Source organism: Streptomyces sp. NPDC059456, from assembly GCF_042750055.1.
In the GTDB taxonomy this organism is placed as follows: domain Bacteria; phylum Actinomycetota; class Actinomycetes; order Streptomycetales; family Streptomycetaceae; genus Streptomyces.
On record NZ_JBHYVA010000122.1, the window covers coordinates 1 to 16,060 of the forward strand.

General features: G+C 74.2%; 12 protein-coding genes. 9 read left to right on the plus strand and 3 right to left on the minus strand.

What is annotated here, in order from left to right; all coding sequences use genetic code 11:
• Positions 1-521: DoxX family protein (locus tag ACFXA3_RS13770; protein WP_385186335.1), on the minus strand; the 521-nt coding region annotated here is incomplete at its 3' end.
• Positions 522-655: 134 nt separating this feature from the next.
• Positions 656-1,327 (minus strand): TetR/AcrR family transcriptional regulator, encoded by a 672-nt coding sequence (locus ACFXA3_RS13775; RefSeq protein ID WP_385186338.1) that lies wholly within the window; start codon positions 1,325-1,327, stop codon positions 656-658.
• A 165-nt stretch (positions 1,328-1,492) separates the two neighbouring features.
• Between ACFXA3_RS13775 and ACFXA3_RS13780 the strand changes: the two genes are divergently transcribed.
• The 9 genes from ACFXA3_RS13780 (at position 1,493) to ACFXA3_RS13820 (ending at position 14,645) form a co-directional block, all read left to right on the plus strand.
• Positions 1,493-2,059, plus strand: coding sequence for an SRPBCC family protein (locus ACFXA3_RS13780; protein ID WP_385186341.1), 567 nt, complete (start codon positions 1,493-1,495; stop codon positions 2,057-2,059).
• Positions 2,060-2,123: 64 nt separating this feature from the next.
• Positions 2,124-3,719, plus strand: a complete 1,596-nt coding sequence (locus ACFXA3_RS13785) for a class I adenylate-forming enzyme family protein (protein ID WP_385186344.1) — start codon at positions 2,124-2,126, stop codon at positions 3,717-3,719.
• Positions 3,719-4,924 (plus strand): FAD-dependent oxidoreductase, encoded by a 1,206-nt coding sequence (locus tag ACFXA3_RS13790; protein WP_385186347.1) that lies wholly within the window; start codon positions 3,719-3,721, stop codon positions 4,922-4,924. The genes ACFXA3_RS13785 and ACFXA3_RS13790 overlap by 1 nt, the downstream gene beginning before the upstream one ends.
• Positions 4,921-6,918: an FAD/NAD(P)-binding protein gene (locus ACFXA3_RS13795; protein ID WP_385186350.1), complete on the plus strand. Its 1,998-nt coding sequence runs from the start codon at positions 4,921-4,923 to the stop codon at positions 6,916-6,918. Before ACFXA3_RS13790 ends, ACFXA3_RS13795 begins: the two co-directional genes overlap by 4 nt.
• Positions 6,915-8,333 (plus strand): lyase family protein, encoded by a 1,419-nt coding sequence (locus ACFXA3_RS13800; RefSeq protein WP_385186353.1) that lies wholly within the window; start codon positions 6,915-6,917, stop codon positions 8,331-8,333. Before ACFXA3_RS13795 ends, ACFXA3_RS13800 begins: the two co-directional genes overlap by 4 nt.
• A 52-nt stretch (positions 8,334-8,385) precedes the next feature.
• Entirely contained in the window at positions 8,386-9,771 is a 1,386-nt protein-coding gene (locus ACFXA3_RS13805) for an MFS transporter (protein ID WP_385186356.1), read from the plus strand.
• Positions 9,764-11,923, plus strand: coding sequence for a molybdopterin oxidoreductase family protein (locus ACFXA3_RS13810; protein ID WP_385186359.1), 2,160 nt, complete (start codon positions 9,764-9,766; stop codon positions 11,921-11,923). The genes ACFXA3_RS13805 and ACFXA3_RS13810 overlap by 8 nt, the downstream gene beginning before the upstream one ends.
• On the plus strand, positions 11,920-13,437 hold the full coding sequence (locus ACFXA3_RS13815; protein ID WP_385186362.1) for an FAD-dependent oxidoreductase: 1,518 nt from the start codon (positions 11,920-11,922) through the stop codon (positions 13,435-13,437). Before ACFXA3_RS13810 ends, ACFXA3_RS13815 begins: the two co-directional genes overlap by 4 nt.
• Positions 13,434-14,645 carry an FAD-dependent oxidoreductase gene (locus ACFXA3_RS13820; RefSeq protein ID WP_385186365.1) on the plus strand — a complete coding sequence of 404 codons (1,212 nt, stop codon included), beginning with the start codon at positions 13,434-13,436 and terminating at the stop codon, positions 14,643-14,645. The genes ACFXA3_RS13815 and ACFXA3_RS13820 overlap by 4 nt, the downstream gene beginning before the upstream one ends.
• Before the next feature lie 83 nt (positions 14,646-14,728).
• Here the strand turns inward: ACFXA3_RS13820 and ACFXA3_RS13825 are convergent, their stop codons facing one another.
• Positions 14,729-15,922: an acyltransferase family protein gene (locus ACFXA3_RS13825; RefSeq protein WP_385186368.1), complete on the minus strand. Its 1,194-nt coding sequence runs from the start codon at positions 15,920-15,922 to the stop codon at positions 14,729-14,731.
• Positions 15,923-16,060: the final 138 nt, after the last annotated feature.

The following is a 16,060-nucleotide window of genomic DNA, read 5'->3' on the forward strand; positions in this document are numbered from 1 at the left end:
ACCACGACAAGCGCGATGCCGAGGACGCCGTACCGCGGCCGCGACTCGCGCAGGACGGGGAGGAAGTGGTCGGCGGAGAAGCGGCCCGGCCCGGTGAGGGTCAGGGCCACGACCCCGGCCAGCAGCACCGATTCGAGCTCGACGCCCTTGGGGGCGAAGTAGGCCCCGAGGCCCCGCACGGCGTAAATGTTGTTGACGAAGACGCCGATCAGGGCCGCGCCCGCCAGCGGGGTGAGCAGGCCGAGGGCGAGGCCGAGCCCGCCCAGCGTCTCGGACAGGCCGGCGACGACGGCCATGGTCTTCCCGGCCGGGTACCCGCTCGCGGTGAAGCCCTTGCCGAACGCGTCGAGCCCCGGGCCGCCGAACCAGCCGAAGAGCTTCTGCGTGCCGTGGGCGGCCATGGTCAGGCCGACGACCAGCCGCAGCACGAGCAGGCCGATGTCATGGGCCACGGTGGTGACGGGGACGGCGGGACCCGAGGCGGCTCGCAGGAGCGAGCGGTCCCACTGCTGCGACGTCATCGGCGTCCGCCCCTTCCTCCGTGCCTGCCTGACCCGTGCGCGACGGCCACCCTAGGCCGCACGGCGGCCACGGCCCCGGCGAAACGGCGGACGGCCGGCCCGGCGACCCGTTCGGCCCCCGCTGCGGCCCCCGGTCAGACCTCGCTCACGGCGTACTGGTGGAGGAACATGTCCACTCCGCCCTGGACGAGGCGCTCCGCGAGGTCCTCGTCCAGGGCGGTGCCGTAGACCCCGTAGACCAGGTGGGGGGACAGGACCAGGCCCGAGAGCTGGAGGACGGCCAGCTCCATGTCGGGGATGCGGAGCAGGCCGCGGTCGTCGAGCCGGCCCAGGGCCGTGGCCAGGGCGGCGTGCTGGCGGCCGGGGCCCTCCTCCTGCCAGGTGGCGCCGAGTTCCGGGAAGCGGTGGCGCTCGCCCGCGATCACGTTGCGCAGCGCCAGCACCTCCGGGGTGGTGAGGCCGGCGACCCAGGTGCGGCAGGCCTCCAGCAGGTCGGTGCGGACGTCGTCCGATTCGGCGAGCTTGGCCTGGATCACCGACTGGGCCACTTCCAGCGCCTCGTCGAGCGTCTGCCCGATGACGGCGTTGAACAGGTTCTCCTTGCTGCCGAAGTGGTTGTAGATGGTGACCTTGGAGACGCCGGCTTCGGCGGCGAGCTGGTCCACACCGGCCCCGAAGCCCTCGCGGAGGAACACGGTGCGCGCCGCCTCCAGGATGGCCTCGCGCTTGCGCGCCGCGCGCGCCCCCGTGGGAACGGCCTGGTGGGGCTCGGTGGTGCCGGTCCGTGCGCTGCTCCGTGCGGTCATGTCGGTCCCTACTCCTCGGAAGTGCGGGCCCCAGTCTAGATCCCAACTGAACTGAACCGTTGCGTTCAATTGAACTGAACTGTATGGTTCAGGAAGTGGGAGGCGCCAAACACGGCGCCGAGACACCGCAGTTGAGACGTTCCAGTCCAAAGGAGGCCCATTCCCATGAGCGACACCCAGACGCCCCTCTTCCGGTCGCGAGCCCAGATCCACGTCTCCGCCACGCCGGCCGAGGTGTACGCCGTGGTCACCGACCTGGCCCGCAGCGGCGAGTGGAGCCCCGAGTGCCTCGGCGGGGAGTGGACCACCGGAGCCCCGGGCGCCGTCGGCTCGGTGTTCCACGGCGAGAACGAGCGCAGCGAGGACGTCGTCTCCTGGGCCCCGGTGGTGCGCGGCAAGTGGTCGACCTACGCCGAGGTCGTCGCCGCCGAGCCGGGCCGGACCTTCCAGTGGGCCATGCACAACAGCTCCGGCGAGAAGCAGGACAGCGTCTGGGGCTTCTCCATCGAGCCCGACGGCGAAGGCAGCCTCCTGGTCCACCACTTCCGGATGGGCGCCGCCACCGAGGGGATCACCGGCATCACCGCCGGGATGGACGCCGGCCGCAAGCAGCAGTTCTTCGCCGAGTGGGGCGAGAAGGTCGCCGGCGACCTCGCCACCACCCTCGAACGCATCAAGGTCGTCATCGAGAAGGACCCCGCCGGGAACGGCCCCGTCCGGACCGGCGCCTGAGCGCCCCGAACGGTCCGATTCGGCACCTCACCTCCATCACACCTGACGTGGAAAGAGCCAGACGATGATTCTGCAGCGCATCGGGAACAAGGGAATCCGGCTCGGGACGCTCTTCGAGCGGGCCGCGAGAAAGCATCCGACGAACGTCGTGATCCTCGATCACGACCTGGACATGGCCCCGGCCCTGGGCCGCCGGGCGACGGTGGCCGAAGTCGCCGACCTGATCGACGACTTCGCCTCCCGGCTCTGGGCCGCCAAGGTCCGCCCCGGCCGCCGGGTCGTCGTCTACAAGTCCGACGGCTTCGACATCACCCTGCTGGCCTGCGCGGTCGCCCGGATCGGCGCCGTCCCGGTGCTGCTGTCCCCCAAGCTCGACGGCGAGACCGTCGCCGAACTCGTACGCCGCACCGACCAGCCCTACCTGCTCACCGACCAGGACAAGCTGGAGACCGAGCTGCCCGCGTCGGTCTTCGCGGAGGCCGAGCAGGTGCTGCTCACCTCCGGCAGCTACCAGGACGCCACCGAGCTCGCCTCGCTCGCCGGGGTGCCCCGGGTCCCCGCCGTGACCATGCCGCCCGAGCACCCGACGCTCATCACGCACACCTCCGGCACCACAGGCACCCCCAAGCTCGCCGTCCACACCGGCGCCACCCTCCAGGCGCGCTACCGCCCGCAGGCCGCGATCACCAAGCCGCTCATCCCGGGCCGCGAGACCATCGCCATGCACGTCTCCTTCGTCCACTCCCGGCTGATCACCGCCCTCGCCATCTCCCTCTTCCGCGGCTTCCCGATCCTCGTCCTCGCCGATTCCGACCCCAAGCAGGCGGCCGACCTGTTCGCCAGGCTGCGCCCCGGCATCCTCGAAGCCCACCCCAACTCCTTCATGGAGTGGGAGGAGATGGCCGACGATCCCCGCGGACCGCTGTCGAACGTGAAGCTCTTCAGCAGCACCTTCGACGCCATCCACCCGCGCACCGTGCAGCGGCTGCTCCAGGCGACGAAGCGCAAGGCCCCCGTCTTCGGCCAGCTGTACGGGCAGAGCGAGATCGGCCCGGCCGTCGCCCGCTCCTTCTCCAAGCGCCGCGGGCTCGACGCCGACGGCCGCTGCGTGGGCATGCCCTTCCCCGGCATGACCGACGTCCGCGTCGTCAGCCGCAACGGACTGCCGCCGTCCGAGACCAACCCGGGCTTCATCGAGGTCAAGAGCGACGGCCGGATCGTCACCTACCTCGGCGAGCAGGAACGTTACGACAAGCAGGTCAACGACGGCTGGTGGCGCATGGGCGACGTCGGCTACCGCACCAAGTGGGGCTGCGTGCACCTGCTCGACCGCGAGGTCGACCTGATCGAGGGCTTCGGCTCCACCCTCGCCGCCGAGGACACCCTCTTCACCCGGCTCGACGAGCTCGCCGAGGTCATCATCATCCCCGACGAGAGCGGCCGCGCCGTCCCCGTCGTCTGCACCAAGGACGACAAGCCCCTCGACCCGGCCGCCTGGAAGGCCGCCACCGCGGGCCTGCCCGCCATGGCCGACCCGGTCCAGTGGCGCCAGTCCGACCTGCCGCAGACCGCCACCACCAAGATCAAGCGTCTCGAGCTCGCCCGTCTGATCGCCGCCGGCGCCGACGCCGGCCGGCAGCGCACCGAGGAGAAGGTCTGATGTCGAAGCTGATCATCGTCGGCGGCGGAATCGGCGGACTCGCCACCGCCCTCGCCACCGCCCGTCAGGGCCACCGGGTCCTCGTCCTGGAGCGCGCCCCCGAATTCGCCGAGATCGGCGCCGGCATCCAGCTCGCCCCCAACGGCCTGCACGCCCTGGACCGCCTCGGCCTCGGGGACGCCGTCCGCTCCACCGCCGTCCGGATGGACGAGCTCCGGTTCATGGACGGGGTCACCGGCCGGCACGTGGTCAGCATGGACCTGACCGAGCGCTACCGCGAGCGGTTCGGCAACCCGTACGCCGTCGTCCACCGCGCCGAACTCCACACCAAGCTGCTGGAGGCCTGCCAGGCCTCCGAGGCCATCGAACTGCGCAGCGCCGTCACCGCCGTCGGGTACGAGCAGGACGCCACCAGCGCCTCGGTCGTCCTGGAGAACGGCGAGCGGATCACCGGCGACGCCCTGATCGGCGCCGACGGCATCCACTCCGCGATCCGCGCCCAGCTCGTCGGCGACGGAGCGCCCCGCAACTCCGGGATCACCGTCTACCGGGCCGTCATCCCCATGGAGCAGGTCCCCGAGGAGCTGCGCCACCTGACCTCGGTGACCTGGTGGACCGGCCCGCACTGCCACTTCGTGCACTACCCGATCGCCGGCGGCAAGTACCTCAACCTCGCGGCCAGCAGCGACAACCACGCCACCGAGGCCCTCGCCGGGGTCCCCGCCACCGCGGACGACATCCGCCGCGAGTTCGCCGCCCTCGGCGAGGACGCCCAGCGCCTGCTCGCCCTCGGCGAGGGATGGAAGTCCTGGGTCCTCGTCGACCGGGACCCGGTCGGCACCTGGACCGACGGCCGGGTCGCCCTGCTCGGCGACGCCGCCCACCCGATGCTCCACTACGTGGCGCAGGGCGCCTGCCAGGGCCTGGAGGACGCCGTGATCCTGGGCGACCTGCTCGACTGCGGCTCCGGCGAACTCCCGCAGCGCTTCGAGAAGTTCAACGCCGAGCGGCACGAGCGGACCGGCAGGATCCAGCTCCTCGCCCGGGAGAGCATCAAGCTCTGGCACACCTCCGGCGAGGCCGTCGCCACCCGCAACGCGCACCTCTCGGCCCTCACCACCGACCAGCTCCACGACCACGTGGCCTGGATGCACGGCGCCCGCACCCTCGACGAGAACACCACCCCGAACGGAGAGCAGCGATGAACGCGGACCAGGGACAGAAGCAGGGACACCTCCAGGTCGCCATCATCGGCGCCGGCCCGCGCGGCCTCTCCGTCCTGGAGCGCCTGTGCGCCAACGAGCGCCGCAACCCCACGCACTCCGCGGTCACCGTCCACGTGGTCGACCCCTCGGCGCCCGGCGCCGGCCAGGTCTGGCGCTCCGACCAGTCCCAGCACCTGCTGATGAACACGGTCGCCTCCCAGATCACCATCTACACCGACGACAGCGTCCGCACCGAGGGCCCCATCGAGCCGGGCCCGAGCCTGTACGAATGGGCCAAGGAGGCGGCCTGCGGCTCCGCGGACGAGGCGACCCTCGCCGAGGCCCGCCGGCTGGGCCCGAACACCTACCCGACCCGCGCCTTCTACGGCAACTACCTGCGCGCCACCTTCGAGCGGGTCGTCGCGAACGCCCCCGCGAACGTCACCGTCGAGGTGCACCGCTCCCGGGCCGTGGCCATGGCCGACACGCACGGCACCCCCGGCGGGCAGCAGGGCATCAGGCTGGAGAACGGCACCCGGCTCAACAAGCTCGACGCGATCGTGATGGCGCAGGGCCACGTACCGGCACGGCTGACGCCCCGCGAGGCGAAGACCGCGAGCCTCGCCCGGATCCACCACCTCACGTACGTCACGCCCGCCAATCCGGCGGACCTGAACCTGAACGTCGTCAAGCCCGGCGAGAACGTCCTGCTGCGCGGCCTCGGCCTGAACTTCTTCGACCACATGGCGCTCTTCACCGCCGGCCGCGGCGGGGAGTTCGTCCGGGGCGAGGACGGCCGCCTCGCCTACCGGGCCTCCGGCAACGAGCCGAAGCTGTACGCGAGTTCGCGCCGGGGCATCCCGTACCACGCCCGTGGCGAGAACGAGAAGGGCGCCTACGGCCGCTACCTGCCGCGCCTGCTCACCCCCGCGAAGATCGCCGAGCTGCGCCGGCGCTCCGAGGACGGCGAGGGCATCAGCTTCTCCGCGGACCTGTGGCCGCTGATCTCCCGCGAGACCGAGAGCGTCTACTACGGCGCCCTGCTGGAGGCCCGCGGCCGCGGCGACGAGCGCGAGGGCTTCACCCAGCGGTTCCTGTCCCTGGCGTCCGCCGAGGACCGGGGCTCGCTGCTGGACGTCTACGGCATCGACGCGGCGCAGCGCTGGGACTGGGAGAAGCTCTCCCGCCCCTACGGCGAGCGCGAGTTCACCAGCCGCGAGGACTTCCGCGACTGGCTGGTCGGCTACCTGGCCAAGGACGTCGAGGAGGCCCGGGCCGGCAACCTGAGCGGCCCCCTCAAGGCGGCCCTGGACACCATGCGCGACCTGCGCAACGAGATCCGCCTCGCCGTCGACCACGGCGGCCTGACCGCCGACTCGCACCGCGACGACCTGGAGGGCTGGTACACGCCGCTCAACGCCTTCCTCTCCATCGGCCCGCCGGCCTCGCGCATCGAGGAGATGATCGCCCTGATCGACGCCGGGGTGCTCGTCCTGACCGGTCCCGGGACCGAGATCCGTGTCGACACGGCCGCCGGCGACGACGCCACGTTCATCGCCGCGTCCCGCACCGTCCCCGGCGACGCGATCCGCTCCACGGTCCTGATCGAGGCCCGCCTGCCCGAGCCGGACCTGCGCCGCACCGACGACCCGCTGCTGCGCCACCTCCTCGACACCGAGCAGTGCACCACCTACCGGATCTCCGGCCCCGACGGCGCCAGCTACGAGTCCGGCGGCCTCGCGGTCACCGAGCGGCCCTACCGGCTCCTCGACGCCCGCGGCCGCGCCCACCCGCGCCGGTTCGCGTACGGGGTCCCCACCGAGTCCGTGCACTGGGTCACCGCGGCCGGCATCCGCCCCGGCGTGGACTCGGTCACCCTCGGCGACTCCGACTCCATCGCCCGCTCCGTGCTGGCCCTGCCGCCCGCGACGGTCGTCCCGCACGGTGTCGCGCCGCTGCCGGCCGAGACCGACCTGACCGGCGTCCTGGTATGAGCGCCGCCGCGTACGACGCGCTCACCGACGCGGGGCTGCTGTCGCCGGTACGGGCCGGCACCCCCGCCGAGGAGGCCGTCTCCGACCTGGCCTGGCTCCAGGCCATGCTCGACGCCGAGGCCGCCCTGGCCCGGGCCCAGGCCCGGCTCGGAACCCTCCCCGGGCCCGCCGCCGAGGCCGTGACCCGCGCGGCGCGGGCCGAGAACCTCGACCTGCGGGCCGTGGCGCTGGCCGCCCGGGAGACCGCGAACCCGGTGGTCGCCCTGGTGCAGGCGCTGACCCGGGTGGTCGCCGAGCAGGACACGCAGGGCACCGGGGCCGCCGAGTACGTGCACCGCGGATCCACCAGCCAGGACATCTTCGACACCGGCGCCATGCTGGTGGCCGGCCGGACGCTGAAGCTGATCCGGGCCGATCTGGCCCGTACCGCGCAGGCCCTGGCCCTGCTGGCCGGCGAGCACCGCGACACGGCGATGGCGGGACGCACCCTGGCCCTCCAGGCCGTGCCCACCACCTTCGGGCTGAAGGCGGCCGGCTGGCGGCAGCTGGTCCTGGACGCCGACCGGCGGCTGGCCCGGGTGCTGGAGGACGGGCTTCCGGTGTCGCTCGGCGGTGCGGCCGGCACGCTCGCCGGCTACCTCGAATACGCCCGGATCGACGGCGCGGAGCGCGCCCCGGAACCCGGTGCGTACCTGGACGACCTCGTCGGGGCCTTCGCGGACGAGACCGGACTGGCCCGGCCCGCGCTGCCCTGGCACGTCCTGCGCACCCCGATCGCGGACCTCGCCGCCGCGCTCGCCTTCACCGCCGGAGCCCTCGGCAAGATCGCGATCGACGTGCAGAACCTGGCCCGTACGGAGGTCGCCGAGGTCGCCGAGCCCGCCGTGGCCGGCCGCGGCAGCTCCTCGGCCATGCCCCACAAGCGCAACCCGGTCCTGAGCACGCTGCTGCGCAGCGCCGCCCTCCAGGTGCCGGTGCTGGCCACCGGGCTCGTGCAGTGCCTGGTCTCGGAGGACGAGCGCTCGGCCGGGGCCTGGCACGCCGAATGGCAGCTGCTGCGCGAGTGCCTGCGGCTGGTCGGCGGCGCCGCCCACACGGCGGTCGAGCTCGCCGGGGGGCTCACGGCCCGGCCGGACCGGATGCGGGCCAACCTGCTGCTGACCGGCAGTCAGGTGGTGTCGGAGCGGATCGCTGCGGTGCTGGCACCGGAGTTGGGCAAGGCGGCGGCGAAGCAGCTGCTGACACGCGTCTCGGCCGAGGCCGAGGCGAGCGGCCGGCCGCTGTACGTACTGCTCGCCGTGGAGCCGGTGTTCGCGGGACGCCGGAGCGCGCAGGAGCTGGCGCAGCTGTGCGATCCGGGCGCGTACACCGGAGGCGCGGGCGCGCTGGTCGACAAAGCCCTGGAGATTAAGTGAACTGAACTGTATAGTTCATGGTGTCAGCCGCCGAACAGAAAGCCGAGGAGCCATGACGCCGCCGCCCGCACGGCCCGCAACCCGACGCTGGATCGAGGACTGGGACCCCGAGAACGAGGAGTTCTGGCAGCGCTCCGGCAGGCGGACCGCCCGCCGCAACCTGATCCTCTCCGTCCTCGCCGAACACGTCGGCTTCTCGGTGTGGAGCATGTGGTCGGTCCTGGTCCTCTTCATGTCGCCCGCGATCGGCCTGGGCTTCACCCCCGCCCAGAAGTTCCTGCTCGTGGTGGTCCCCACCCTGGTCGGCGCCGCCCTCCGGCTCCCCTACAGCTACGCCGTGACCCGCTTCGGCGGCCGCAACTGGACCGCCTTCTCCTCGGCCGTCCTGCTCGTGCCCACCCTCGCCGCCCTGTACTTCGTACAGCGCCCCGGAACCCCGCTGTGGGTGTTCCTCCTGATCGGCGCCGCCGGCGGGGTCGGCGGCGGCAACTTCGCCTCCTCGATGACCAACATCACCGCCCTCTTCCCGCAGCGCCTCCAGGGCTGGGCCCTCGGCATCAACGCGGGCGGCGGGAACCTCGGGGTCGCCGCGGTCCAGCTGATCGGCCTGCTCGTCATCGCCACCGCGGGCAGCACCCACCCCGCCTACGTCATCGCCGTCTACCTCCCCCTGATCGTGGCCACCGCCCTGCTCGCCGCGCTGAAGATGGACAACTTCGCGGCCGTGCGCAGCGCCCCCGGCGCGCAGCGCGAGGCCGCCCGCAACCCGCACACCTGGTGCATATCCCTCCTCTACGTCGGCACCTTCGGCTCCTTCATCGGCTACGGCTTCGCCTTCGGGCTGGTCCTGCAGAGCCAGTTCGGTGCCACCCCGCTCCAGTCCGCCTCGTACACCTTCCTCGGACCGCTGCTCGGCTCCCTGTTCCGGCCGCTCGGCGGTCTGCTGGCCGACCGGTGGGGCGGGGCCCGGATCACCCTGCTGACGTTCTGCGCGATGGCGGCCGGCACCGGCGTGCTCCTGCTGGCCTCCGCGCAGGGCTCGTACGGGCTGTTCGTCGGCGGCTTCACCGCCCTGTTCGTCCTGACCGGCATCGGCAACGGCTCGACGTACAAGATGATCCCGGCGGTCTTCGCCCGGGAGGCGGAGGAGGCGGTCACCTCCGGCCGCGACGCGAGCGCCGCCTTCGCCCGGGCCCGCAGGCTCTCGGGTGCGGTGATCGGCATCGCCGGCGCGGTGGGCGCCCTCGGCGGGGTCGGGGTCAACCTGGTCTTCCGCAGCGCGTACAGCGGCGCCGCCGCGTCCGGCGAGCCCGCCTTCCTCGCCTTCCTCGGCTTCTACCTGGTGTGCGTCCTGGTCACCTGGGCGGTCTACCTGCGCCGGCGGCCGGCCGCGCAGAGCGCCCCGGCGCGCGTGCGGACCGGAGCCTCCCGTGTCTGAGGCCACCGCCATCACCGCCGCCGCCCCCGCCGCGGCCTCCGAGACCCTCACCCACTGCCCGTACTGCGCGCTGCAGTGCGGTACGAAGCTCACGCACACCGCGGGCCGCACCACCGTCGAGCCGACCTCGTTCCCGGTGAACCAGGGCGGGCTGTGCCAGAAGGGCTGGACGGCCCCCGCCCTGCTCGACACCCCCGGCCGGCTCACCCGGCCGCTGGTGCGCGGCGCGGACGGCCGGCTCGCCCCCGCCACCTGGGAGAGCGCCCTCGACACGATCGCCGCCCGGCTGCGGGAGATCCGCGCCGCGCACGGCCCCGACGCGGTGGGCGTGTTCGGCGGGGGCGGGCTCACCAACGAAAAGGCCTACCAGCTCGGCAAGTTCGCGCGGGTCGCCCTGGGCACCAGCCAGATCGACTACAACGGCCGGTTCTGCATGTCCTCCGCGGCGGCCGCGGGCTCGGCGGCCTTCGGGCTCGACCGGGGCCTGCCGTTCCCCGTCACCGACCTCGGCGCCGCCGACGTGATCCTGCTCGCCGGGGCCAACCCCGCCGAGACCATGCCGCCGCTGATGCGCCACCTGACCGGGGCGCGGCTCATCGTCATCGACCCGCGGCGCACCGCCACCGCCGAGGGCGCCGCCCTGCACCTCCAGCCGGCGCCCGGCACCGATCTCGCGCTGGCGCTCGGCCTGTTCCACCTCGCCGTCGTCGAGGGCCACGCCGACCAGGGCTACCTGAACAAGCGGACCACCGGCTTCGACGCCGCCTGGGCGCGGGCCGCGGCCTGGTGGCCCGAGCGGGTCGAGCGGGTCACCGGGGTCCCGGTCGCCGACATGCGCGAGGCGGTCCGGCTGCTGGCCGGAGCGGAGCGGGCGTACGTAATGACCGGGCGCGGAGCCGAACAGCACAGCAAGGGCACCGACACGGTCGCCGCGTTCATCAACCTGGCCCTCACCCTCGGCCTGCCCGGCCGGGGCGGCAGCGGCTACGGCTGCCTCACCGGCCAGGGCAACGGCCAGGGCGGCCGCGAGCACGGCCAGAAGGCCGACCAGCTGCCCGGCTACCGGATGCTGACCGACCCCGCCGCGCGCGCCCACGTCGCCGGGGTGTGGGGCGTGGACCCCGACGCGCTGCCGGGCCCCGGCCGCAGCGCGTACGAACTCCTCGACGCGCTCGGCACCGACGCCGGCCCGCGCGCCCTGCTCGTCTTCGGCTCCAACCCGGTGGTCTCGGCGCCGCACGCGGCCCGGATCGCGGACCGGCTGAACTCCCTGGACCTGCTGGTCGTCGCCGACTTCGTACCGTCCGAGACGGCGCGGATGGCGGACGTCGTCCTCCCCGTGACCCAGTGGGCCGAGGAGGAGGGCACGATGACCAACCTCGAAGGCCGGGTGCTGCGCCGGCGCCGGCTGCTGCCCCCGCCCGGCGAGGCCCGCAGTGACCTGGAGGTGCTGCACGGCCTCGCCGTCCGGCTCGGCCAGCCCGCACACCGCTTCCCTGCCGCCCCCCGCGAGGTCTTCGAGGAGCTGCGGCGGGCCTCGCGCGGCGGCCCGGCCGACTACTCCGGCATCAGCTGGGAACGGCTCGACGCGGGCGAGGCCCTGCACTGGCCGTGCCCCGCGACCCCCGGGGACGAGGAGGCGCACCCCGGCACCCCCCGCCTGTTCCTCGACGCCTTCGCCCACCCGGACGGGCTGGCCCGGTTCGCGGAAGTCGAGCACCGCGACGGCGCCGAGACCCCCGACGCGGCGTTCCCGCTGTACGCGACCACCGGCCGGGTGCTCGCCCAGTACCAGTCGGGCGCGCAGACCCGCCGGGTCCCGGAACTGGCCGCGGCCGCACCGGAGGCCTTCGTCGAGGTGCACCCCGACACCGCCGCCCGGTACGGGCTGGCCGACGGCGCCGCGGCCGAGGTCAGCTCGGCGCGCGGCAGCACGCTCGCCCGGGTCCGGCTGGTCCCCTCGCTGCGGACCGACACGGTGTTCCTGCCGTTCCACTTCGCCGGCGCCGGCCGCGCCAACCTGATCACCAGCCCGGCACTCGACCCGCGCAGCAAGATGCCGGAGTTCAAGGTGTGCGCCGTACGGATCGGGCCCGCACCCCGCCCCGCGGCCCCCGCAGCGCCCGGAACCGCGGAAGCGGTGCGGCCGTGAACGCGGGCGAGGTGCTGGTGGTCGGCGCGGGACCCGCCGCGCAGCGGTTCGCGGAGCGGCTGCACCACCACGGACACCGCGGCGGCGTGACCCTGCTCGGCGCCGAGCCGCAGGCCCCCTACCAGCGGGCGCTGCTGTCCTACGTCCTGGACGGGACGCTGCCGGCCCCCGCCCTCGCCCTTCCCGCGCTGCCCGCGGGCACCCGCCTGCACACCGGGGTCACGGTGACCCGGATCGACCGCGCCCGCCGGCTCGCGTACGGGGACGACGGCTCCGTGCACCCCTACGACACACTGGTCCTGGCCACCGGCTCCCGCGCGACCGTCCCCCGCGTCCCGGGGCTGCCGGACGGCGGGGCGACGGCGCTGCGGACCCTCGACGACGCCCGGCGGTGCGCCGCCGGGCCCCGGGGGGCCGCCGTCGTCGTCGGCGGCGGGCCCCTCGCGGTCGAGGCGGCCGCCGCACTGCGCCGCGCCGGGCACGAGACGGCCCTCGTCCACCGCGGCCCGCACCTCCTGGACCGGCACCTGGACGCCGACGCGGGCACGCTGCTCACCCGCAGCCTGGAAGACCTCGGGATCGAGGTCCACACCGGCCGCACGGCCGCCGCGTACTGCACCGGCAAACTCACCCTCGACGACGGCCGGGTCCTCGCCGCCGACACGCTGCTGCTGTGCACCGGCGCCGTCCCCGAGACCGGGCTCGCCCGCCGGGCCGGACTCACCGTCCGCACCGGCGTCGTCGTCGACGGGCTGCTGCGCACGGACGACCCGCGCATCCACGCCATCGGGGACTGCGCCGAACACCCCGGGGACACGGCCGGACACCTCGAACCCGCCTGGGCGCAGGCCGAGTCCCTGGCCCGGACCCTCACCGGAACCCCGGTGCACCACCTCGGCACCCGGCGGATCACCCGGCTGCGGGTGCCCGGCATCGACCTCGTCCGCCTGGGGCGGGGCGGGCCGGCCCCCGAGGGCGCGGAGGTGGTCGCGTTCTGCGACCCGGCGCGCCGCCGCCACGCCCGCCTCACCCTGCACGACGGGCGGATCACCGGGGCGGTGCTGCTGGGGCTGCCGCGGGCCATCGCCGCCGTGAGCCGGCTCCACGAGCTCGACCTGCCGGTGCCGGCCGGGCGGCTGGAGTTCCTGCTCGGCATCGCACCGGCCGCGCCGGGGGCCGACGCGCTCCCCGACGACGCGGTGGTCTGCCGCTGCAACAACGTCACCAAGCACACCATCACCGAAGCCTGCCGGTCCGGGGCCGCCGACGTGGCGCAGGTCGCCGCGGCGACCCGGGCCACCACCGGCTGCGGCGGCTGCATGGACGCCGTCCGCGCCCTGTGCCGGGCCCTCCCGGCGGGGCGTGCCGCCGGGCCGGACGCGGCACCACAGGACCCGGGCGACGCACGCCCGGCCCCGGCCGGACCGGCCGCGGACCACGACCACGGGCGCGGCGCTCCGGCCGGCGCGACCGACGAGCCGGGGCGTGCGCCCCGAAGGAGTGGGGAACGATGACCAGGACCCTCGTCGTCGCCGGACACGGCATGGCCGGACACCGGCTCGTCGCCGACCTGCGGGCCCTGGACACCGCCGGGCTCTGGCGGATCGTGGTCCTCGGGGAGGAGCCGCACCCCGCGTACGACCGGGTCGCGCTGTCCTCGTACCTCGACGGCCGCAGCGCCTCGGACCTCGCCCTGGCCGGGCCCGGCTTCGCGGACGACCCGCTGCTGGAGCTGCGGCTGAACACCGGCGCCGCCGCCGTGGACCGGGCGGCGCGCACCGTGACCACCACCGCCGGCGACGTCGTCGCGTACGACGCGCTCGTCCTGGCCACCGGCTCGCGGCCGTTCATCCCGCCCGTGCCGGGACACGACCTGCCCGGCGCCTTCGGCTACCGCTCGCTGACGGACCTCGACGCGATCCGCGCCGCCGCCGTACCGGGCCGCCCCGGCGTGGTGATCGGCGGCGGGCTGCTCGGCCTGGAGGCCGCGAACGCGCTGCGGCTGCTCGGCATGGAGCCGCACGTGGTGGAACTCGCCCCGCGGCTGATGCCGTTGCAGGTGGACGCGGCGGGCGGCGGTGTCCTCGGGCAGCACGTGGCGGAGCGCGGGCTGCACGTCCACTGCGGGGTGGCGACGGCGGCGCTGCGGCCGGGTCCGGACGGCGCGGTGGCCTCGGTGGACCTGGCCGACGGCAGCTCCCTGGACGCCTCCGTGGTGGTGTTCTCGGCGGGGGTGCGGCCGCGGGACGAGCTCGCGGGCCCGGCGGGCCTGGCCACCGGCGAGCGCGGCGGGTTCCTCGTCGACGAGCTGTGCCGCACGCAGGACGAGCGGATCTGGGCGATCGGCGAGTGCGCGGCCGTGTCGGGGCGCTGCCACGGGCTGGCCGCGCCGGGCTACCGGATGGCGGCCTCGGTGGCGCGGCAGCTGCTGGGCGGGGCCGGGGACCCGTTCGGGGAGGCGGACCTGTCCACCAAGCTCAAGCTGCTCGGCGTGGAGGTGGCGAGCTTCGGCGACGCCCACGCGGCGACGGCGGGCGCGGTGGAGCTGAGCCGGCTGGACGAGGCGGCGGGCACGTACGCGAAGCTCGTGCTGGACGCGGACTGCGCGACCCTGCTCGGCGGCATCCTCGTCGGGGACGCCCGCGCGTACGGCGAGCTGCGGCCGTACGTCGGCCTGGGCCTGCCGGCGGCGGGGCACCGGCTGCTGGCCCCCGCGGCCTGAGCCCCGTACGGCGCACCGGCACCGGACGCACGACGCCGCCCTCCGGGTTGCGGGAACCCGGAGGGCGGCGCGGGGAAGGCCGGTCAGACGGTCTCGAGGGTGCGGTCGTCGCGGACGGCGGCCTCGGCGGCCGCGGCCTTCGCGGCCCTGGCCTTGCGCGAGCTGGAGAAGCGGCGCGTGATCGGCGCCTCCACCCAGGCGTACAGGGCCCAGGACAGCAGCACCGCGACGACGATCTGGGCGGCGATCAGGGCGATGGCGACCGGGGTCGAGTACAGCTGGTCCCCGAGCAGTTCGCGGGAGTACGCCAGGACGATGTAGTGGAGCAGGTAGAAGGCGAAGGAGATCTCGCCGAGCCAGATCATGAACCGGTTGTTGAACGGCGTCGGCTTGTTCTCCGCGTCGCGCAGGGCGACGGCCGCGATCAGCAGCACGATCGGGACGAGGGTGACCGAGCGCTGCGCGTACAGGTGCTCCACGTTCATCGCGATGCCGTACGTGACGGCCAGCAGCAGCGCGGACCAGGTCATGCCGATGTTGCGCCAGCGGCCCGCCATCACGGCGCGGGCGACGAGGATGCCGAGGGCGAAGTCGAGCAGCCGGACGGGCGGCAGGACGTACGCGAACCAGTACTGCACGGTCGAGGTGCCGTCGGCGCCGGGCATCTGCATGCCGCCGCCCGGGATGACCGCGTAGGTCAGCGTCGGGGTGAGGAAGATCGCGGCGACGACGCCGGCCGTCCAGTACTTGAGCCGCGCCGGGTCGATCTTCTTGATGAACAGGAACAGCGCCGGGAAGGCGAGGTAGAAGATCGCCTCGGCGCCCAGGGACCAGCTCGGCGGGTCCACGCTGAAGTTGGTGGCGAAGTCGGGCACCCACACCTGCACCATCAGCAGGTTGACCACGGCCTGCCAGGGCTTGGTCATGACGGCCGCGAAGGTGACCAGAGCCAGCGCCCAGGTGATCACGTAGTTCGGGTAGATCTTGACGAAGCGGCGGCGCCAGAAGGCGCGCATCGTGTCCTGGTCGCGGGCCGACCAGGTGAGCACGAAGCCGCTGAGGACGAAGAAGAAGGTGACGCCGAGGGCGCCGGCCTGCGAGGCCCACTTGGCGAACGCGTCGTTGGCCGAGTCGTCGGCGAAGAGGCGGATCCACGGCACGCCGAGGGAGGCGTGGAAGAAGAAGACCAGGAGGGCGGCGGGGAAGCGCAGTCCGGTCAGCGACGGGAGCCGCGGCGGTCTCGCAGGTCTGGAACCGGCCGTTCCGTTCATGGACATGACAACAACACTCCTTGTGCGGGTGTCGGGAAGGTGGGCGGGGCGTGGGGGGATGGCCGTACGAGAAGAGGGGGGGGGGCCGCCCCGGCCGGCGGCGCGGGGGGCGCGGCCCCGCCCCCCCCGGGGGGGGGGGGGAGA